At 66.5% G+C, this 18,616-nt stretch carries 20 protein-coding genes; 8 read left to right on the top strand and 12 right to left on the bottom strand.

The window, feature by feature from the left end:
- Positions 1-473 precede the first annotated feature (473 nt).
- Positions 474-2,366, top strand: coding sequence for a molecular chaperone HtpG (gene htpG / locus ABIA73_RS16115; protein ID WP_140227157.1), 1,893 nt, complete (start codon positions 474-476; stop codon positions 2,364-2,366).
- A gap of 221 nt (positions 2,367-2,587) precedes the next feature.
- Here htpG and ABIA73_RS16110 read toward each other — a convergent pair whose 3' ends face one another.
- Positions 2,588-2,890, bottom strand: coding sequence for a hypothetical protein (locus tag ABIA73_RS16110; RefSeq protein ID WP_025878824.1), 303 nt, complete (start codon positions 2,888-2,890; stop codon positions 2,588-2,590).
- Positions 2,891-3,023: 133 nt separating this feature from the next.
- Here ABIA73_RS16110 and ftsY point away from each other — a divergent pair, with 133 nt between their 5' ends.
- The 3 genes from ftsY (at position 3,024) to ABIA73_RS16095 (ending at position 5,880) form a co-directional block, all read left to right on the top strand.
- Positions 3,024-4,364: a signal recognition particle-docking protein FtsY gene (ftsY, locus tag ABIA73_RS16105; RefSeq protein ID WP_059063805.1), complete on the top strand. Its 1,341-nt coding sequence runs from the start codon at positions 3,024-3,026 to the stop codon at positions 4,362-4,364.
- Between the two features lie 116 nt (positions 4,365-4,480).
- The gene (gene mutY / locus ABIA73_RS16100; protein ID WP_354276017.1) at positions 4,481-5,605 is read left to right on the top strand and encodes an A/G-specific adenine glycosylase; all 1,125 of its coding nucleotides are present in this window, start codon (positions 4,481-4,483) and stop codon (positions 5,603-5,605) included.
- 5 nt (positions 5,606-5,610) lie between these two features.
- Positions 5,611-5,880 (top strand): oxidative damage protection protein, encoded by a 270-nt coding sequence (locus ABIA73_RS16095; RefSeq protein ID WP_025878821.1) that lies wholly within the window; start codon positions 5,611-5,613, stop codon positions 5,878-5,880.
- A gap of 67 nt (positions 5,881-5,947) precedes the next feature.
- On the opposite strand, the gene ABIA73_RS16090 is transcribed toward ABIA73_RS16095, so the two are convergent.
- The 10 genes from ABIA73_RS16090 to ABIA73_RS16045 all read right to left on the bottom strand — a co-directional run bounded on the left by ABIA73_RS16090 (position 5,948) and on the right by ABIA73_RS16045 (position 12,902).
- A complete protein-coding gene (locus tag ABIA73_RS16090; RefSeq protein ID WP_105164967.1) occupies positions 5,948-6,397 on the bottom strand; it encodes a DUF6491 family protein in 450 nt (149 codons plus the stop codon).
- A gap of 132 nt (positions 6,398-6,529) precedes the next feature.
- A complete protein-coding gene (lolD, locus tag ABIA73_RS16085; RefSeq protein ID WP_025878819.1) occupies positions 6,530-7,243 on the bottom strand; it encodes a lipoprotein-releasing ABC transporter ATP-binding protein LolD in 714 nt (237 codons plus the stop codon).
- Entirely contained in the window at positions 7,236-8,477 is a 1,242-nt protein-coding gene (locus tag ABIA73_RS16080) for a lipoprotein-releasing ABC transporter permease subunit (RefSeq protein WP_025878818.1), read from the bottom strand. Before ABIA73_RS16080 ends, lolD begins: the two co-directional genes overlap by 8 nt.
- Before the next feature lie 23 nt (positions 8,478-8,500).
- Positions 8,501-8,950, bottom strand: a complete 450-nt coding sequence (locus ABIA73_RS16075) for a hypothetical protein (protein ID WP_032977865.1) — start codon at positions 8,948-8,950, stop codon at positions 8,501-8,503.
- Positions 8,901-9,149, bottom strand: coding sequence for an FAD assembly factor SdhE (locus tag ABIA73_RS16070; protein ID WP_033830835.1), 249 nt, complete (start codon positions 9,147-9,149; stop codon positions 8,901-8,903). Before ABIA73_RS16070 ends, ABIA73_RS16075 begins: the two co-directional genes overlap by 50 nt.
- 73 nt (positions 9,150-9,222) lie before the next feature.
- Positions 9,223-10,008 carry a succinate dehydrogenase iron-sulfur subunit gene (locus tag ABIA73_RS16065; protein WP_025878815.1) on the bottom strand — a complete coding sequence of 262 codons (786 nt, stop codon included), beginning with the start codon at positions 10,006-10,008 and terminating at the stop codon, positions 9,223-9,225.
- Positions 10,009-10,074: 66 nt separating this feature from the next.
- Positions 10,075-11,865, bottom strand: coding sequence for a succinate dehydrogenase flavoprotein subunit (gene sdhA / locus ABIA73_RS16060; RefSeq protein WP_025878814.1), 1,791 nt, complete (start codon positions 11,863-11,865; stop codon positions 10,075-10,077).
- A gap of 31 nt (positions 11,866-11,896) precedes the next feature.
- Positions 11,897-12,283, bottom strand: a complete 387-nt coding sequence (gene sdhD / locus ABIA73_RS16055) for a succinate dehydrogenase, hydrophobic membrane anchor protein (RefSeq protein ID WP_025878813.1) — start codon at positions 12,281-12,283, stop codon at positions 11,897-11,899.
- Positions 12,280-12,672, bottom strand: a complete 393-nt coding sequence (gene sdhC / locus ABIA73_RS16050; RefSeq protein WP_025878812.1) for a succinate dehydrogenase, cytochrome b556 subunit — start codon at positions 12,670-12,672, stop codon at positions 12,280-12,282. Before sdhC ends, sdhD begins: the two co-directional genes overlap by 4 nt.
- Before the next feature lie 56 nt (positions 12,673-12,728).
- On the bottom strand, positions 12,729-12,902 hold the full coding sequence (locus ABIA73_RS16045) for a DUF1674 domain-containing protein (protein ID WP_080149151.1): 174 nt from the start codon (positions 12,900-12,902) through the stop codon (positions 12,729-12,731).
- Between the two features lie 39 nt (positions 12,903-12,941).
- Here ABIA73_RS16045 and ygfZ point away from each other — a divergent pair, with 39 nt between their 5' ends.
- On the top strand, positions 12,942-13,817 hold the full coding sequence (ygfZ, locus tag ABIA73_RS16040; RefSeq protein WP_354276016.1) for a CAF17-like 4Fe-4S cluster assembly/insertion protein YgfZ: 876 nt from the start codon (positions 12,942-12,944) through the stop codon (positions 13,815-13,817).
- A gap of 165 nt (positions 13,818-13,982) precedes the next feature.
- Here the strand turns inward: ygfZ and ABIA73_RS16035 are convergent, their stop codons facing one another.
- Positions 13,983-15,065 carry an ABC transporter ATP-binding protein gene (locus ABIA73_RS16035; protein ID WP_354276015.1) on the bottom strand — a complete coding sequence of 361 codons (1,083 nt, stop codon included), beginning with the start codon at positions 15,063-15,065 and terminating at the stop codon, positions 13,983-13,985.
- A 352-nt stretch (positions 15,066-15,417) separates the two neighbouring features.
- Between ABIA73_RS16035 and zwf the strand changes: the two genes are divergently transcribed.
- Genes zwf through pgl form a run of 3 tightly spaced genes read left to right on the top strand, consistent with a single transcriptional unit; the run spans position 15,418 to position 18,577 of the window.
- Positions 15,418-16,854, top strand: coding sequence for a glucose-6-phosphate dehydrogenase (gene zwf / locus ABIA73_RS16030; RefSeq protein WP_025878809.1), 1,437 nt, complete (start codon positions 15,418-15,420; stop codon positions 16,852-16,854).
- A complete protein-coding gene (glk, locus tag ABIA73_RS16025) occupies positions 16,851-17,858 on the top strand; it encodes a glucokinase (protein ID WP_025878808.1) in 1,008 nt (335 codons plus the stop codon). The genes zwf and glk overlap by 4 nt, the downstream gene beginning before the upstream one ends.
- Positions 17,855-18,577 carry a 6-phosphogluconolactonase gene (pgl, locus tag ABIA73_RS16020; RefSeq protein WP_025878807.1) on the top strand — a complete coding sequence of 241 codons (723 nt, stop codon included), beginning with the start codon at positions 17,855-17,857 and terminating at the stop codon, positions 18,575-18,577. Before glk ends, pgl begins: the two co-directional genes overlap by 4 nt.
- Positions 18,578-18,616 lie beyond the last annotated feature (39 nt).

The following is an 18,616-nucleotide window of genomic DNA, read 5'->3' as shown; positions in this document are numbered from 1 at the left end:
GGGGGGGGGGGGGGGGGCGCCCCTACATCCGGCGCGGGGGCGGGGGCCCCCCCCCCCCCCCCCCCCCCCCCCCCCCCCCCCCCCCCCCCACCCCGCCTTCGACAGTTTCCTGCGATCTGTCAAACGGCTCTTGGGGGATTTCGATATCTGAGAGATTTCATCCACGCATGGCGTGGATCTACTGCAGATCGCGACGATCTGTCGAAGGCGGGGCACTGTGGGTTTGCGGGGTGTGAGCGGCATGGATGCCGCGACCAAGCCCCCATGGACGGGTTTACGGCGTCCCCGCAAACCCACAGTGCCCCGCCATCCCACGGAATGCCGGCTGTTGCTGTTGCTGTTGCTGTTGCCCTGGCCTCTGCGGGTGCAGGGCGCAGCCCTGCCAGAACAACCCCTTGATTTCGGGACAATCACCCCTACCCCTTGGCGAGGCCGCACGCGCTTGCGCGGCACCGCACATGGAGCCCTACCCGATGACCGAGACGACCCAGACCGAAACCCTTGGCTTCCAGACCGAAGTCAAGCAGCTGCTGCAGCTGATGATCCACTCGCTGTACTCCAACAAGGAGATCTTCCTCCGCGAGCTGGTCTCCAATGCCGCCGACGCCGCCGACAAGCTGCGCTTCGAAGCCCTGACCCAGCCTGAGCTGCTGGAAGGCGACAGCGAGCTGCGCGTGCGCGTCAGCTTCGATCCGGCCGCCCACACCATCACCATCGAAGACAACGGCATCGGCATGAGCCGCGCCGATGCCATCACCCACCTCGGCACCATCGCCAAGTCCGGCACCGGCGACTTCCTGCGCCAGCTGTCAGGCGACCAGAAGAAGGACTCGCAGCTGATCGGCCAGTTCGGCGTCGGCTTCTACAGCGCCTTCATCGTCGCCGACGAAGTGGAAGTCACTTCGCGCCGCGCAGGCCTGGCCGCCAATGAAGGCGTGCGCTGGACCTCGCGTGGCGAAGGCGATTTCGATGTCGCCACCATCGACAAGGCCGAGCGCGGCACCCGCATCGTCCTGCACCTGAAGGACGGCGAGCACGACTTCGCCGACGGCTGGCGCCTGCGCAGCATCCTCAAGAAGTACTCCGACCACATCGGCCTGCCGATCCAGATGCCCAAGGAAGGCGGCGAAGAAGGCGCCGCGATCGAGTGGGAAACCGTCAACCGCGCCAGCGCGCTGTGGACCCGCCCGCGCACCGAGATCAGCGATGCGGAGTACACCGAGTTCTACAAGCATGTCGCCCACGACCACAGCGACCCGCTGGCGTGGAGCCACAACAAGGTCGAAGGCAAGCTGGAGTACACCTCGCTGCTGTACGTGCCGGGCCGCGCGCCGTTCGACCTGTACCACCGCGATGCGCCCAAGGGCCTGAAGCTGTACGTGCAGCGCGTGTTCGTGATGGACCAGGCCGAGCAGTTCCTGCCGCTGTACCTGCGCTTCATCAAGGGCGTGGTCGATTCCAACGACCTGTCGCTGAATGTCTCGCGCGAGATCCTGCAGTCCGGCCCGGTCATCGATTCGATGAAGGCCGCGCTGACCAAGCGTTCGCTGGACATGCTGGAGAAGCTGTCCAGCGACAAGCCCGAGCAGTACGCCACGTTCTGGAAGGAATTCGGCCAGGTGCTGAAGGAAGGCCCGGCCGAGGACTACAACAACCGTGAGAAGGTCGCCGGCCTGCTGCGCTTCGCTTCCACCCGTGGCGAGGCCGATGCGCAGACCGTCTCGTTGGCCGACTACATCGGCCGCATGGCCGAAGGCCAGGACAAGATCTATTACCTGACCGGCGAGAGCTACAGCCAGGTGCGCAACAGCCCGCACCTGGAAGTGTTCCGCAAGAAGGGCATCGAAGTCCTGCTGCTGACCGATCGCATCGACGAGTGGCTGATGGGCTACCTGACCGATTTCGACGGCAAGGGCTTCGTCGACATCGCCCGCGGCGACCTCGACCTGGGCGCGCTGGAGAGCGAAGCGGACAAGCAGGAGCAGGAAGCCGCAGCGAAGGAGAAGCAGGGCCTGGTCGAACGCCTGAAGAACGTGCTCGGCGATGACGTGGCCGAAGTGCGCGTGTCGCACCGCCTGACCGATTCGCCGGCGGTGCTGGCCATCGGCGAACAGGACCTGGGCCTGCAGATGCGCCAGATCCTGGAAGCCAGCGGCCAGAAGGTGCCCGACAGCAAGCCGGTGCTGGAGATCAACCCGGGTCATCCGCTGATCGCCAAGCTGGATGCCGAAGCCGATGGCGCACGTTTCGACGACCTGGGCCGGGTGCTGTTCGACCAAGCCGCACTGGCCGCCGGCGACAGCCTGAAGGACCCGGGTGCCTATGTGGCCCGTCTGAACAAGCTGCTGCTGGAGCTGTCGGCCTGACCGATGCCGGGATCGCCCAGCCTGGTGGTGCCAACCTCGGTTGGCACCGCCATTGCCCCGGTAGATGCCAACCTTGGTTGGCGCTGCTGTTGGCCTGGTAGATGCCAACCTTGGTTGGCGCTTGAAAAGCTGCCGAGCAGGGCTTGACTGCAAAAGCGTGCCAACCAAGGTTGGCACCTACCAGAGCAGGTCGGATCAGACCCGTCCCGGAGCCGGTCGGATCAGGCCTGCCGATCCAGCAGCGAGCCCAGCATCTGGTCCTCGCGGCGGATCAGCGCGGCATTGGCAGCGAAGGCCACCACCTCGGCCTTGGCAGCCAACAGGTCGCCCAGCGGTGCAGTCGGATCGGTGTCGCCATGGGACGTCACGCGGGTGTCCACCCCGCCCTGCGCTGCGGCATCGCGCTGCAGCTGCAGTCGTGGCGCATCCGGGGTCGCCAGGTTGGCCACATTGTGCGCGGCCACCTGCACGCCCTGCTGGGCCGCACGCATCCCGCTGAGCGCAACACCTGTCACATCGTTCATCGGGGCGGTCTCCCAGGCCACCCAACGCAGCCCTCCGGACCGGTTAACGGCCGCGTAGCTGCGACCTTGAGTCCACGCCGGCCATACAGGCCCGGGTGGTAGCATATCCCTCTGATTTCAGCGCCTTTTGCCAATGCTCAGTTTTTTCCGCCGCAAGAAGCCCCAGGACGCCGCCACACCGGACGCGCCCAAGACCCAGCACTACTCGGCTGAAGAGCTGGCGGCGGCATTCCCGTCGGCCGCGCCACCCGAGCAGGCCCCGGCCGCACCGGTAGCCCCGCCGATGGTGGAAGCGCCTGTGCCAGCTGCCACGCCCGAGGTCGTTGCGCCCGCAACGTCAACCGCGCCGGCCCCGCAAGCAACACTGCAGACGGCGCAGGAAACCATCCCCGAAGCCGCGCCCGCCCGCGTGCTGGCGCCGGAGAACTTCGAAGCCGAAGCGGCTGCCGCCGCCGCGGTGCTCGCCCCGCTGGCCCCGGTCATCCCGGCGCAGGAACCAGCCGCCCCCGCCGCCGACCTGCCGGTACTGGTCGATGCCCCGGCTGCTGCGGCGGGCAAGCCCGGCTGGCGCGAGCGCCTGCGAAACAGTGCGTTCGCCCGCAGTTTCGGTGGCCTGTTCTCGCGCAACCCCAAGCTCGATGACGATCTGCTGGACGAGATCGAGACCGCGCTGCTGACCGCCGACGTTGGCGTTGCCGCCACCACCGACCTGATCGCCGACCTGCGCAAGCGCATGAAGGCACGCGAGTTCATCGATGCCAATGCCCTGCTGGCGGCACTGCGCGCGGACCTGATCGCGATCCTGCAGCCGGTATCCAAGCCGCTGATCATCGACCGCAACGCCAAGCCCTTCGTGGTGCTGACCGTGGGCGTCAACGGCGTCGGCAAGACCACCACCATCGGCAAGCTGGCCAAGCGTTTCAAGGACGAGGGCCACAGCCTGATGTTGGCCGCTGGCGATACCTTCCGCGCCGCCGCCGTCGCCCAGCTGCAGATCTGGGGCGAGCGCAACGGCGTGGCCGTGGTCGCGCAGGGGCAGAACGCTGATGCCGCCTCGGTGGCCTACGATGCGCTGCAGGCCGGCAAGGCCCGCGGCACCTCGGTACTGATCGCCGATACCGCAGGCCGCCTGCACACCCAGTCCGGGCTGATGAACGAGCTGGGCAAGATCCGCCGCGTGCTCGGCAAGATCGACGAGAACGCGCCGCACGAAGTGCTGATGGTGATCGACGGCACCACCGGCCAGAACGCGCTTTCGCAGCTGCGCCAGTTCAATGCCGCGGTCAAGGTAACCGGCCTGGTGGTGACCAAGCTGGACGGTACCGCCAAGGGCGGCGTGGTGTTCGCGCTGGCCCGCGAGTTCGGCATTCCGATCCGTTTCGCTGGCATCGGCGAGCGCCCGGAGGACCTGCGCGTGTTCGATCCGGAAGCCTTCGTCGACGCCCTGTTGCCCGAAGCATTGGGCACTGCCTGACGCGCCCGCATCCATGCATGGCGTGGCTCTACTGCGACCCGGTAGAGCCACCCCATAGGTGACCGGCCGCTGCCGTAGTAGAGCCACCCCATGGGTGGCTGCCCCCTGGAGTACCGATGCCCCGCCAGCCGAACGCCAGCGCCACGTCCGCCCCTGAGCACGGCTTCGTTGCCCGCCTGCTGCACTGGTTCGACGGCCATGGCCGCCACGACCTGCCCTGGCAGCATCCGCGCAGCCCGTACCGGGTGTGGTTGTCGGAGATCATGCTGCAGCAGACCCAGGTGGCCACGGTCATTCCGTACTTCCACCGTTTCCTGCAGCACTTCCCCACCCTGCCCGACCTTGCCGCCGCCAGCAACGACGCGGTGATGGCGCAGTGGGCCGGCCTGGGCTACTACGCACGTGCACGCAATCTGCACGCGGCCGCCAAGCGCTGCGTCGTCGAGCACGGCGGCGACCTGCCGCGTGATTTCGATGCCCTGCACGACCTGCCCGGCATCGGCCGCAGCACCGCCGGCGCGATCCTCAGCCAGGCCTGGAACGACCCGTTCGCGATCCTCGATGGCAACGTCAAGCGCGTGCTCAGCCGCTATCACGGCGTCGAGGGCTTCCCTGGCCTGCCCGCCATCGAGAAGCAGCTGTGGGCCATCGCCGAAGCGCAGGTCGCCCAGGTGCCGGCTGGACGCATGGCCGACTACACCCAGGCGCAGATGGACCTCGGTGCCACGGTCTGCAGCCGGTCCAGACCGGCCTGCGTGATCTGTCCGCTGCAGGCCGATTGCGTGGCACGTCGCGAAGGCCGCACCGCCGAGCTGCCAACCGCAAAGCCAAGCAAGACGCTCCCCGAACGCGAGGCGGTGGCTTTGCTGCTGCGCGACAAGCAGCAGCGCGTACTGCTGCAGAAGCGGCCGGACACCGGCATCTGGGCACAGTTGTGGACGCTTCCGCAGGCCGAAGCGGGCAGCGAGCTGCAGGACTGGTTCGACGTCCACGTCGATGGTTCGCTGGAAGATGCCGAGGAACTGCCAGTGCTGCAGCACACCTTCAGCCACTACAAACTGCACCTGCAGGTATTGTCACGGCAGGTGCGCGGCCTGCGCGTGGAAGAACCCACGCTGCGCTGGGTTGGCGCCGCCGAACTGCCTGCACTGGGCTTGCCTGCGCCCATCCGCAAACTGCTTGAGGGCGCGCCCATCAAGAGCCCGAAGCGAACTTCCGCAAAATCCCGCAACCACGAGTGAGTGCCATGCCCCGAACCGTCTTCTGCCAGTACGAACAACGCGATGCCGAGGGCCTGGACTTCGTGCCTTACCCGGGCGAACTGGGCCAGCGTGTGTTCAACCACATCGGCAAGCCGGCGTGGACCGCATGGCTGGCACACCAGACCATGCTGATCAACGAGAACCGCCTTTCCCCGCGAAAGCCGGAGCATCGCGCCTTCCTGGAGACGGAACTGGTGAAGTTCCTGTTCGAGAAGGACGCGGAGAAGCCCGCCGGGTTCACCCCGGAAGCCTGACCTGCCGGTAGCGCCGGGCCATGCCCGGCGTCCAGCCATCCGCCGGGCATGGCCGGGCGCTACCGCCCTACTTCGCGGATTCCTCGCGCTCCTGCACCTGCGCCTGGCGCAGCTCCTGCTCGGAGGCGCGTAGCGCCTTCACGTCCAGCTTGCGTATGGTCTTGATGAAGCACGGCATGCGCGGGCCAGCGGTCGGGTCACGTACCAGCACCTTGTCGAACGGCGCCGAGACGCGGTTCATCCGGCTGGTCAGGCCGATGGCGGTCGCATACGGCAGATCCTGGCAGGGACCATTCAATTCCAGCAGGTAGGCCTCGCTCGGACGCGTCCAGACCGCCAGCGCACTGTCGCCCAGCTCGGTCCAGCCATTGAGGCTGCCGAAGAACTGCATGTCCTTCTGCGGTGCGCCGGCGTGGGCACGATACAGCTCCAGCTTCTCGGCACTGCCCAGGCGGCCGGTGGTGGCACAGCCAGCCAGAGCCAGGCACAGCCCGGCGATCAACAGTGGGGTCTTCATGGCCATCTCCACGGGGGAACTGTGCCGATCATGCACCCGCCGGGGTGGTGCCGGCGCAACGGCCGGCAGCCTGGTTCAGGCCCTGCATCGAATCCGGTAGTCGCCAACCTTGGTTGGCGCTTGGCCGGCCGCTCAGACGTCGGCGTGGGCCAGCGCGTGCAGGCGCCCTTCGCGCAGCTCCAGCACCCGGTCCAGACGCCGTGCCAGCGAGCGGTCATGGGTCACCAGCACCAGGCTGGTATGCCGCGCACGGTTGAGCTCCAGCATCAGCTCGAACACAGTCGCAGCCGTGCGGTCATCCAGGTTGCCGGTCGGCTCGTCGCCCAGCACGCAGGCCGGGTGATTGACCAACGCGCGCGCCACCGCAGCACGCTGGCGTTCGCCACCGGACAGTTCGCCGGGCTTGTGGTCCAGGCGATGGCCGAGGCCGACCGATTCCAGCAGCGCAGTCGCACGCGTGCTGGCCTCGGCCGCCGCGGTACCGGCCAGCATCACCGGCATCATCACGTTTTCCAGCGCGGTGAATTCCGGCAGCAGGTGGTGGAACTGGTAGACGAAACCCAGCGCCTGGTTGCGCAGCAGGCCGCGCGAGGTGTCCGACAGCGCCGACATGCGCTGGCCGGTGACATATACCTCGCCCGCAGTGGGCGTATCCAGCCCGCCCAGCAGGTGCAGCAGCGTGCTCTTGCCGGCACCGGAGGCACCGATGATCGCAACCGTCTCACCTGCAGTCACCGTCAGGTCCAGCCCGTCGAACACCGGTGTCTGCATGCGCCCTTCGGCGTAGGTCTTGCCCAGCCCTTCGGCACGGATCACTTCATCGCCGCGGTTGAAGACCTTATTCATAGCGCAGGGCCTCCGCCGGCTGGGTGCGTGCTGCCCGCCAGGCGGGATACAGAGTGGCCAGGAAGCTCATCAGCAGCGCGACCAGGGTGATCACCACGATGTCGCTGGTCTGCATGTCGGTCGGCAGGCCGGTGATGTAGTACACATCCTCCGGCAGCAGCTTGACGTTGAACACCGACTCGATGGCGCCGAGGATGCGTTCCAGGTTCAAGGTCAGGGTGATGCCGCCGATCAGGCCGGCAAGGGTGCCGAAGATGCCGATCAGCGAGCCCTGCACCATGAACACCTGCATCACCCCGCCCGGGGTCAGGCCGAGGGTGCGCAGGATCGCGATGTCGGCCTGCTTGTCGGTCACCAGCATCACCTGCGAGGACACCAGGTTGAACGCGCCCATGGCGATGATCAGCGAGAGCAGGATGCCCATCACCACTTTTTCCATGCGCAGCGAGTGGTACAGGTTGGCGTTCTGCTGGGTCCAGTCGCTGACCCGATAGGCACCGCCGAGGTTCTGCGCCAGGTCCACGCCCACCTCCAGCGAGCGGTCCATGTCATGCAGTTTCAGGCGCACGCCGGTGGCGCCATCGGAACGCAGTACGCGCTCCAGGTCTTTCATGTTGGCAAAACCCACACCGCGATCGACCTCGTTGTAACCGGCCTCGAAGATGCCGCTGACGGTGAAGCGCTTCATCCGCGGCACCGCGCCCGCTGGCGTGCCCTGCACTTCCGCGAAGGTCACCAGCACCTGGTCACCGACGTCCACGCCCAGCCAGACGGCCAGTTCCTTGCCCAGCAACAGGTTGAAGCTGCCCGGGGTCAGGCTGCCGTAGCTGCCCTTGGTGACCTTCTTGTCGATCACCGACACCTTCGGCTCCAGTGCCGGGTCGATGCCCTGGATGATCGCACCCTGCACGCGCGGGCCACTGATCATCGACTGGATCTCGATATACGGCGCAGCACCGGCCACGCGCGGATCCTTGTTGGCCACATCGACCACGCGCATCCAGTCCGGCATCGGTTCGCCGTCGCGGCTGATGGTGGTGTGCGCGGTCATCTGCAGCAGGCGGCTGCGGATTTCCTTCTGGAAACCGCTCATGACCGCCAATGTGGTGATCAGCACCGTCACCCCGAGCGCGATGCCCAGGATCGATGCCATCGAAATGAAGGAGATGAAGCCGTTGCGGCGCTTGGCGCGCAGATAGCGCAGGCCAATGGCCACGGGAATGGGTTTGAACATGCAGGCACGCCAGTCGATTCAGCCTATGGTGCCACCGACCGGGGCCGACGGGAAACGCTTCGTGCGGCCACGGCCAGTCGCAGTTCACGTCGTTGTGCGCGATCAAGCACGTCCGGCCAGAACAACAGGCGCCTGCGACGCCAGCCCTCGCGCCAGTGCAGCAACAGCCAGGGCCCGCGCACCACCAGCCGCGGCTCGGCAATATCGCCGCCGTCCAGCCGCAGCAGCTCTGGCAAGGGCGGCAGCTGCAGCACGACAGGGCGCCGCCGCAGGCGCCAAGCCAGCTCAGCCAGGCCAAGCGCCCAGACCCCGATCAACGCCGGAAGCAGATGCGCGGACGGCAGATCCGAAGCATGCAGCAGCCACGGTGCGGCCAGCAGTACCGCCAGCTGGGCGCCGGCCTGCAGCCGCGACGGGCGCCACTCAAGGCTTGAGGGCGAGGATCCTGTGCATGAGGGGGACGGCGTGTGCATGCGGGCAGGCCTCGTAGCCCATGAACCAGCGCCACAACTTATCGTCCTCGCAATCGAGCAGGAACAGGAAAACCTCGCGGTCTTCGGTCGGCGCACTGCTCCATTCGCGGTCCAGGTAGCGACCGAACAACTGGTCCAGTTCGCGCATGCCGCGCCGGCAGCGCCAGCGCAGCTTCTTCAGCAGAACATCTTCTTCCATCGTGTCTCTCCAGATACAGCAAAGCCACGCATGGCGTGGCTCTGCTGGGGTCATGCAACTACCCGGCACCGTATCAGGCGCGGCGTTCCATCATCAGCTTCTTGATCTCGGCGATCGCCAGCGCCGGGTTCAGGCCCTTCGGGCAGGTCCGGGCGCAGTTCATGATGGTGTGGCAGCGGTACAGCTTGAACGGATCTTCCAGATCGTCCAGGCGCGCACCGGTGTCCTCGTCGCGCGAATCGATGATCCAGCGGTAGGCCTGCAGCAGGATCGCCGGGCCCAGGTAACGCTCGCCGTTCCACCAGTAGCTCGGGCAGCTGGTCGAGCAGCACGCGCACAGGATGCACTCGTACAGGCCATCGAGCTTCTTGCGGTCTTCCGGCGACTGCAGGCGCTCACGGTCCGGCGGTGCCGGGGTCTGGGTGCGGATCCACGGCTTGATCGAGGCGTACTGCGCGTAGAAGTGGGTCAGGTCCGGAACCAGATCCTTGACCACGTTCATGTGCGGCAGCGGGTAGATCGGCACTTCCTTCTTGCCGCAGTCCGAGATGGCTCGGGTGCAGGCCAGGGTGTTGGTGCCGTCGATGTTCATCGCGCACGAACCACAGATGCCTTCGCGGCACGAGCGGCGGAAGGTCAGGGTCGGGTCGATCTCGTTCTTGATCTTGATCAGCGCGTCCAGGACCATCGGGCCGCAGGCGTCCAGATCGACGTCATAGGTGTCGGTGCGCGGATTGCTGTCGTCGTCCGGACTCCAGCGGTAGATCTTGAAGGTGCGCACGTTCTTGCCGCCGGTCTTGGCGGGGAAGTGCTTGCCCTTCGTGATCTTGGAATTCTTGGGGAGTGAAAACTCGGCCATGGCTGCTCTCGTTGGCTCAGGCGGCCCGCGCCCGAGGGCGCGGATTGCATGTTAGGCGGGGTCGGATCAGTACACGCGCGGCTTCGGCGGCACCACGGACACGTCATCAGTCAACGTGTACATGTGCACCGGACGGTAGTCGAAGCTGCACTTGCCCTTCTCGTCCACGCTGACCAGGGTGTGCTTCTGCCAATTGACGTCGTCGCGGTCCGGGAAGTCCTCGTGCGCGTGTGCGCCGCGGCTTTCCTTGCGCTGCTCGGCCGAGTTGATCGTCGCCACTGCATTCAGCAGCAGGTTGTTCAGCTCGTAGGTCTCGATCAGGTCCGAGTTCCAGACCAGCGAACGGTCGGAGACCTTCACGTCCTGGAACGAATCGAAGATCTTGTCCATCTTCTCGCAGCCTTCCTTCAGCGTCTGGCTGGTACGGAAGACCGCCGCGTCGGCCTGCATGGTGCGCTGCATGCGATCGCGGATGACCGAAGTCGGGGTATCGCCGTTGGCGTGACGCAGCTTGTCCAGCAGGCCCAGCGCCTTGTCGCAGGCGTCGGCCGGCAGGGTCTTGTGCGCCGCGCCCGGGGTGATCGTCGCCGCGCAACGGTTGGCCACCGCACGCCCGAACACCACCAGGTCCAGCAGCGAATTCGAACCCAGGCGGTTGGCACCGTGCACCGAAACGCAGGCCGCTTCGCCGATGGCGTACAGGCCCGGCACGACCGCATCGGGGTTCTCGCCGTCCTTGCGTACCACTTCACCGTGGTAGTTGGTCGGGATGCCGCCCATGTTGTAGTGCACGGTCGGAATCACCGGGATCGGCTGCTTGTGCACGTCGACGCCGGCGAAGATGCGCGCGCTCTCGGCGATGCCCGGCAGCTTGTCGTCGATCACGCCCGGGCCGAGGTGGGTCAGGTCGAGCAGGATGTGGTCCTTGTGCTCGCCCACGCCACGGCCTTCGCGGATCTCGATGGTCATCGAACGGCTGACCACGTCGCGCGAAGCCAGGTCCTTGTAGTGCGGTGCGTAACGCTCCATGAAGCGCTCGCCGCTGCTGTTGCGCAGGATGCCGCCTTCACCGCGGACACCCTCGGTGATCAGGCAGCCGGCGCCGTAGATGCCGGTCGGATGGAACTGCACGAACTCCATGTCCTGCATGGCGATGCCGGCGCGCATGGCCAGGCCGCCACCGTCGCCGGTGCAGGTGTGCGCCGAGGTGGCGCTGAAGTAGGCGCGGCCGTAGCCGCCGGTGGCCAGCACCACGCCCTGGGCGCGGAACAGGTGCAGCGTGCCGTCGGACATGTCCAGCGCCAGCACACCACGGCAGGCGCCTTCGTCATCGAAGATCAGGTCGAGTGCGAAGTACTCGATCATGAAGCGTGCGTCGTGCTTCAGCGACTGCTGGTACAGCGTGTGCAGCATCGCGTGGCCGGTACGGTCGGCCGCCGCGCAGGTACGCTGCGCCGCCGGGCCTTCGCCGTACTGGGTGGTCATGCCACCGAACGGACGCTGGTAGATCTTGCCTTCGGCGGTGCGGCTGAACGGCACCCCGTAGTGCTCGAGCTCGATGATCGCCGGAATCGCTTCACGGCACATGTACTCGATGGCGTCCTGGTCGCCCAGCCAGTCCGAACCCTTGATGGTGTCGAAGAAGTGGTAACGCCAGTCGTCCTCGCCCATGTTGCCGAGCGCGGCGGAGATACCGCCCTGGGCGGCAACGGTGTGCGAACGGGTCGGGAAGACCTTGGTCAGGCACACGGTCTGCAGGCCCTTGGCGGCCAGGCCGAACGTGGCACGCAGGCCGGCGCCGCCGGCGCCCACCACGACCATGTCGTACTTGTGTTCGGTAATCTTGTAAGCGGACATCTAGTCTGGATTCCTGTCTTGGCGCCTGGGCTCAGGCAACGCCGAGGGCGATGCGGCCCACCGCAAACACACTGACGATCATGCCGAGCACGGCAACGAACTTCACCGCGGTCTGCAGCACCAGGGCCAGCAGCGATTCGTGGATGTAGTCCTCCAGCACGACCTGCAGGCCGAGCTGGGCATGCCAGAACATGGCGATCAGCAGGCCGATCAGCGGAACGGCGTTCCACGGCTTGGCGATCGCGGCGGTGGCGGTCACGTAATCCGAGCCCAGCAGGCCCAGCACGAACACCAGGAACCAGATGCCCAGCACCACCAGCGCGGCGGCGGTCAGGCGCTGATGCACGAAGTGCTCAGTGCCGGTCTTGGCCGAACCGAGACCGCGCACGCCCTTCAACGGGGTACGGAACTTGCTCATGCGGCACCTCCGAACAGCACATAGGCCCACACGGCCAGGGTGATCAGCAGGCTGCCGATCACCGACATCCAGCTGCTGCGGATGAAGGTGGCAATGCGGAATCCGATCGCGAAGTCCTGCACGATATGGCGGATGCCATTGCACAGGTGATAGGCGAACGACCATGTCCACGCGAACAGGAACACGCGGCCATACCAGGCCCCGGCATGGCCGGTGAAGCAGTTCCAGGATTCGGGCCCCATCATCAGAGCCAACAGGCCTCCGGCGATGATGAGGGCACCAACAGACAGAAAGACGCCAGTGGCTCGATGCAGGATCGAGGTGGCCATCTGAATCTGCCAGCGATACACCTGAAGGTGCGGAGAAAGGGGACGTTGTCTGGTCGCCATTCGCTGGGCTCGTTGTCTCGGCTGGGCGGCATAAGGCCGCGTTGGCTCAATGCTGATCAAAAATCGATGCAGCGTCCGTTTTTTTCCCAATCGCCATACCGCACCGGATCAAGTCCGCCGCGGCCACCGAATTCCTCTTCCACCTCTGGTTGTTCCACGGGCACAGGGACCGGGGGAACCAGCGGGGCTTCAGCTTCGGCGTCGGGAGTGGGGGTTGTTTGGCCTATCATGATGGGTCTCGCAACGCACAAATTTTAGACCTCGTTCACGTGCCTGACAACCTTCCCCCTGCTTTCGTCGCATATCCGCGCCTGCCCGGCCATCAATTGCTGAGCCTGCAGGGCGTGGATGCAGTGGCTTTTGCCCATGCCCAGTTCAGCAGCGACGTGACCGCCCTGCCCCTGCTGCACTGGCAGTGGAGCGCGTGGCTGAGCGCCAAAGGCCGCACCCTGGCGGTGTTCCAGCTGCTGCGGCTGGCCGATGACCATGTGCTACTGGTGCTCGCCGACGGTGATGCCGATGCGATTGCGTCGCAACTGCAGCGCTTCGTGTTCCGCCGCAAAGTGAAACTGCAGGTGCATGCAGACCTGGCCGTGGCCGGTGCCTTTACTGCGCCGGAAGCCGCCGCTGGCGCCGCCATCGCGCTGGTCGGCAGTCAGGGTTGGGAGCTGGATCTGGGCAGCGACGCACTTCCCCGTACGCTGCGCATCGGCCCGGTCGAGGCCTTCCCGGCCAGCGACGAAGCCGAAGATGCCGCCTTCGCCCTGGCCTGGCGCCAGGCCGACCTGCGCTTTGGCCTGCCACGCTTGGCAGAGAGCCAGCGCGAGGTGTGGACCCCGCAGCAGCTGGGCCTGGACCGCCTCAATGGCTACAGCGTGAAGAAGGGCTGCTACCCCGGCCAGGAAATCGTCGCGCGCACCCATTTCCTCGGCAAGGCCAAGCGCGCGGTGCAACTGCTGCATACCGCTGCACCTGCGCAGGCAGGCGATGGCGTGCAGCAGGACGGCGTCGTACTCGGCACCCTGGCCAGCGTGGCCGGCGATCTGGCACTGGCTGTGCTGCCGCTGGAGACCGGCGACAGCGAACTGCAGGCGGGCAACGCGGTCGCGCAGCGGATGCCGCTGCTGGACGGCCTGGCGCGCTGAGGCGCCGATCCGGCATTTCATCCACGCATGTCATCCACGCATGGCGTGGATCTACTGGGGATCACGGCGGGTGCGGAACGTTGGTCCGCACCGGATGGGTAGTGCCGGCCACTGGCCGGCAACCACGCCGGGTTGAGGTTGCCGGCCAGCGGCCGGCACTACCGGTTACAGGCGCTCGCCGGTTTCCGGGTTGAAGAAATGCAGGCCCTGCGGGTGGATCGCCACCCGGATGTCCTCGCCCACGCCCGGCAGCGACTGCGGCGCCACGCGCATGGTCAGCGCGTGCTGGCCGCTGCTCATGTTGACGAAGATCTCGTTGCCGACCGGCTCGATGCCTTCGATGCGCGCGGTGAACGCATGCGTGTCTTCACTGCCTGCCGGCTGCAGGTGCTCGGGACGCACGCCCACGGCGATCGGCTTCTGCAGCCACGCCGGATCGATCGTCGCCTGCCCCAACGGGGCACGCCACTGGCCATCGACCACGGTCACGCCACCGGCGTCGCCCTGCAGCGTGCCGCGCAGCACGTTCATCGCCGGGCTGCCGAGGAAGCCGGCCACGAACAGGTTGGCCGGGCGGTCGTACAGCGCCATCGGCGTATCGATCTGCTGGATGATGCCGTCCTTCAGCACCACGATGCGCTGGCCCAGGGTCATCGCCTCGACCTGATCGTGGGTCACGTAGATCATGGTGGTGCCCAGCTTGCGGTGCAGCTGCGCGATCTCGGTGCGCACGCTGTGGCGCAGCTTGGCATCCAGGTTGGACAGCGGCTCGTCGAGCAGGAACACCGCCGGCTCACGCACCAGCGCACGGCCCAATGCAACGCGCTGGCGCTGGCCACCGGACATCGCCTTGGGTAACTTGCCCATCATGTCGGTCAGCCCCAGCGTCTGCGCGGCTTCGCTGATGCGCTTGTCGATGGTCGCCTTGTCGTGCCCGCGCAGCTTCAGGCCAAAGGCCAGGTTCTCGGCCACGGTCATGTGCGGATACAGCGCATAACTCTGGAACACCATCGCGATGTCGCGGTCCTTCGGCGCCACGTCGTTGACCACGCGATCACCGATGGTCAACGTGCCGCCGCTGATCTCTTCCAGCCCGGCCACCATCCGCAACAGGGTCGACTTGCCACACCCCGACGGACCAACCAGCACCATCAACTCGCCGTCGGCGACCTCGAAGGTGGCGTCCTTCACTGCAACCTGGCCGTTGTCGTAGACCTTGCGCACACCCTGCAACTGCACTTTTGCCATTTCACTCATCCAGTCCGCCCGACGCCGGGCTGTCTTTTGGGACTGCCTCGGCCCTCCCGATGGCAGTGATGATTGCGCGGTTGCCGCATGACGGCGACCACTGCAATCGAATACAGTTGCCCATTCTGCCATGTAAACGTTTTCACGTGGCACTATCCGACAGTCGGTGCGCGCCGACCTGCATCGTCGACCGAACGAAGGGTTGCCGCTGTAGTGGTTTCGATTGGAACGGTGCTCCGGCAAGCCGGAAAACCGATCCAGATGAGCCTCGGACAGGCAGTTGCGCGGATGTCCCCCGAACCCAGCCATGAAGCGATTGACAACGATGTCACCCGGATCTGAAACTCGAGCGATGCACGACACACTCTTCCTGTTTGGTGCCACAGGTGATCTGGCCCAGCGCTACCTGTTCCCTTCGCTGCTGCGCCTGCTCGGCGACGGCCTGCTGCCGGAGGATTTCCGCATCCGTGCGCTGGCCCTGTCGGGCCACGACACCGAAGCCTTCCATGACATCCTGCGCCCGCGCCTGCAGCAGGCCATGCCGATGGCCAGCCAGGAGGACATCGCCTCCCTGCTGCGCCGCATCGACTACCGCTCGGTGGACCTGCGCGACGTCGACTCGGTCGCCGCTGCCGTGTCCGACCTGGTCGACCGCCGCTGCGTGAGCTACCTGGCGATCCCGCCGGGCCTGTACATCTCCACCTGCGAGGGCCTGGCCAAGGGCGGCGCGCTGGCCGCACCCGCGCGCCTGATGCTGGAGAAGCCGATCGGCAGCGACAGCGAAAGCGCCGAGGAGATCATCACCACCATCGGCCAGTGGATCGACGAAGACCGCGTGTTCCGCCTCGATCACTACCTGGGCAAGGCAGCGGTACAGAACCTGATCGCGCTGCGCTTCGGCAACACGCTGCTGGAAGCGGTGTGGAACCGCAATTACATCGAATCGGTGCACATCCTGGTCGCCGAAAGCGAAGGCGTGGATGGCCGCGATGCCTACTACGCGCGCTCAGGCGCCCTGCGCGACATGGTGCAGAGCCACATCCTGCAGCTGCTGTGCATGGTGGCGATGGAGCCGCCGGCGTCGCTGGAAGCCGACCGCATCCGCGATGAGAAGGTCAAGGTGCTGCGCGCACTGCGCCCGCTGGATGCCAAGCACGCCGCGCGTGACAGCGTGCGCGGCCGCTATACCGCCGGCAGCATCAACGGCCAGCCCGCACAGGCCTACCAGCCGCCGGAAGGCAGCGACGTGGAGACCTTCGCCGGTGTCACCGCGCACATCGACAACTGGCGCTGGAGCGGCGTGCCGTTCCACCTGGTCACCGGCAAGCGCCTGCCCGAGCGCACCACCCGCGTGGTGGTGACCCTCAAGCCGGTCACGCATTGGTTGTTCGAGCGTCCGCAGCGTGCGCAGGCCGCACCGAACCGCCTGGTGTTCCAGCTGCAGCCGCAGGAGAACATCGAACTGGGCCTGATGAGCAGCCTGGCCGGGCCGGAATGGGGCGCGCTGGAACTGCAGCCGCTGGAGCTGGAGCTGTCGGTGCCGACCGGCCTGCATCGCCGTATCGCCTACGAGCGCCTGTTCCTGGACGCCTTCAACGGCAACCACACCCTGTTCGTGCGCGATGACGAAGTGCGTGCCGCCTGGGCCTGGATCGACAGCGTTGCCGATGCCTGGAAGGCGGCCAACCTGCCGCTGGAACCCTACCCTGCCGGCCAGTGGGGCCCGGCCAACGCGGTCGACTTCCTGCCGCAGGGCGTGGATGCGCCGGATAGCGGAGCGTCGGAATGAGTGCCAGCTCGCAGCCCGTGCTGGTCGCCGACATCGGTGGTACCAATGCCCGCTTCGCCCTTGCCGACACCTCGCAGGACGCCCCGCTGCTGAAAGAGAGCATCCGCGAGTACGCAGTGGCGGAGTTCCCGTCGCTGGGTGATGCCGCGCGCCACCATCTGGAGCAGATCGGCGCCACCGCAAGCCGTGGCGTGTTCGCAGTCGCCGGTCGTGTCGATGGTGACGAAGCCCGCATCACCAACCATCCGTGGGTGATCTCGCGCAGCCGCACGGCCGCGATGCTTGGTTTCAACGAACTGCACCTGATCAACGACTTCGCCGCGCAGGCGATGGCGATTTCGCTGCTGCAGCCCGATGACGTGGTCCAGGTCGGCGGTGCCGCCTGGGTTCCGGGCAAGCCGGGTCAGCCGCGCAACTACGCAGTGATCGGCCCAGGTACCGGCCTCGGTGTCGGCGGCCTGATCCTTCGCCACGGCCGCTGTTACCCGCTGGAAACCGAGGGCGGCCATGTCAGCTTCCCGCCGGGAACGCCGGAAGAGATCCGCATCCTGGAGATCCTGTCCGAGCAGTTCGGGCGCGTCTCCAACGAGCGGCTGATCTGCGGCCCCGGCCTGGTCAACATCCATCGCGCAATCTGCGAGATGGCGGGTATCGACCCGGGCCAACTGCAACCGGTGGACGTGACCGCCCGCGCCCTGCACGGCGATCCACAGGCGATGCGTACCGTGGATGTGTTCTGCGCGGTGTTCGGCGCCATTGCCGGTGATCTGGTGCTGACCCAGGGCGCCTGGGATGGTGTGTTCCTGACCGGTGGGCTGACTCCGAAGATGCTCGATTCATTGCAGCACTCCGGTTTCCGCCAGCGCTTCGAACACAAGGGCCGGTTCTCTTCGATCATGGCGCGGGTGCCGTCGCTGGCCGTGATGCATCCCCACGCCGGACTGCTGGGCGCCGCTGCCTATGCTGCCGACGCCGAACGTGACGCACCAGGAGTTGCCGCATGACCCCCATCTTCCAGGACGACCGTATCGACTTCATCAACCATGGCGATGCCGATGGCTGGATCGAAGCGGTTGCAGCCGAAATGGCGCAGGCGATCAACCACGACATCACCGAACTGGGCCGCGCACGTATCCTGCTGTCCGGCGGTACTACGCCGGCCCCGGTATACCAGGCGCTGGCCGAGCTGGACGTGCATTGGGACCGCGTTGAAGTGAGCCTGGCCGACGAGCGCTGGTTGTCGCCGCAGGATCGCGACAGCAATGCATGGCTGGTGCGCGAGAACCTGCTCACGCGTGCCGAAGGTGCGCACTTCGATCCGCTGGTGCGGATCGGCAAGCCGCTGCCCGAATGCGTGTACACCGCCAACCTGCAGGCCCAGCACAGCCAGGCCCCAAGCCTGGTCGCACTGGGCATGGGCAACGACGGCCATACCGCCTCGCTGTTCCCGGGCTCGAAGGACCTGACCCGCGCGCTGGAAAGCACCCTGCCGTACGCCGCGCTGGATGCCACCGGCTGTCCCGGTGCCAACCAGTGGCCGCTGCGCATCACCCTGACCCCGCGCGGCCTGGCCCAGTGCCGCCAGCGTCTGCTGCTGCTGCGCGGCAAGCAGAAGCTGCAGGTGCTGCGCCAGGCATTGGACAGCAACGACCCGCAGCAGTATCCGATCCTCAACGCGATCAACCTGGAAGGCGCGCGCCTGCGCGTCCACTGGGCTGATTGATGTCGGCGGCGGCGCCCTGCTGCCGCTTGCCTCTCGCCA

It is taken from the genome of Stenotrophomonas sp. 2694 (assembly GCF_040548715.1).
Lineage (GTDB): Bacteria > Pseudomonadota > Gammaproteobacteria > Xanthomonadales > Xanthomonadaceae > Stenotrophomonas > Stenotrophomonas indicatrix.
The sequence above is the reverse complement of the archived record's forward strand: the minus strand, read 5'-3'. Positions and strand labels throughout refer to the sequence as shown.

Excerpts from the sequence above, each read along its gene's own strand:
- htpG (WP_140227157.1), top strand. The coding sequence starts at position 474 with ATGACCGAGACGACCCAGACCGAAACCCTTGGCTTCCAGACCGAAGTC.
- ABIA73_RS16110 (WP_025878824.1), bottom strand. The coding sequence starts at position 2,890 with ATGAACGATGTGACAGGTGTTGCGCTCAGCGGGATGCGTGCGGCCCAG.
- ftsY (WP_059063805.1), top strand. The coding sequence starts at position 3,024 with ATGCTCAGTTTTTTCCGCCGCAAGAAGCCCCAGGACGCCGCCACACCG.
- mutY (WP_354276017.1), top strand. The coding sequence starts at position 4,481 with ATGCCCCGCCAGCCGAACGCCAGCGCCACGTCCGCCCCTGAGCACGGC.
- ABIA73_RS16095 (WP_025878821.1), top strand. The coding sequence starts at position 5,611 with ATGCCCCGAACCGTCTTCTGCCAGTACGAACAACGCGATGCCGAGGGC.
- ABIA73_RS16090 (WP_105164967.1), bottom strand. The coding sequence starts at position 6,397 with ATGAAGACCCCACTGTTGATCGCCGGGCTGTGCCTGGCTCTGGCTGGC.
- lolD (WP_025878819.1), bottom strand. The coding sequence starts at position 7,243 with ATGAATAAGGTCTTCAACCGCGGCGATGAAGTGATCCGTGCCGAAGGG.
- ABIA73_RS16080 (WP_025878818.1), bottom strand. The coding sequence starts at position 8,477 with ATGTTCAAACCCATTCCCGTGGCCATTGGCCTGCGCTATCTGCGCGCC.
- ABIA73_RS16075 (WP_032977865.1), bottom strand. The coding sequence starts at position 8,950 with ATGCACACGCCGTCCCCCTCATGCACAGGATCCTCGCCCTCAAGCCTT.
- ABIA73_RS16070 (WP_033830835.1), bottom strand. The coding sequence starts at position 9,149 with ATGGAAGAAGATGTTCTGCTGAAGAAGCTGCGCTGGCGCTGCCGGCGC.
- ABIA73_RS16065 (WP_025878815.1), bottom strand. The coding sequence starts at position 10,008 with ATGGCCGAGTTTTCACTCCCCAAGAATTCCAAGATCACGAAGGGCAAG.
- sdhA (WP_025878814.1), bottom strand. The coding sequence starts at position 11,865 with ATGTCCGCTTACAAGATTACCGAACACAAGTACGACATGGTCGTGGTG.
- sdhD (WP_025878813.1), bottom strand. The coding sequence starts at position 12,283 with ATGAGCAAGTTCCGTACCCCGTTGAAGGGCGTGCGCGGTCTCGGTTCG.
- sdhC (WP_025878812.1), bottom strand. The coding sequence starts at position 12,672 with ATGGCGACCAGACAACGTCCCCTTTCTCCGCACCTTCAGGTGTATCGC.
- ABIA73_RS16045 (WP_080149151.1), bottom strand. The coding sequence starts at position 12,902 with ATGATAGGCCAAACAACCCCCACTCCCGACGCCGAAGCTGAAGCCCCG.
- ABIA73_RS16035 (WP_354276015.1), bottom strand. The coding sequence starts at position 15,065 with ATGGCAAAAGTGCAGTTGCAGGGTGTGCGCAAGGTCTACGACAACGGC.
- zwf (WP_025878809.1), top strand. The coding sequence starts at position 15,418 with ATGCACGACACACTCTTCCTGTTTGGTGCCACAGGTGATCTGGCCCAG.
- glk (WP_025878808.1), top strand. The coding sequence starts at position 16,851 with ATGAGTGCCAGCTCGCAGCCCGTGCTGGTCGCCGACATCGGTGGTACC.
- pgl (WP_025878807.1), top strand. The coding sequence starts at position 17,855 with ATGACCCCCATCTTCCAGGACGACCGTATCGACTTCATCAACCATGGC.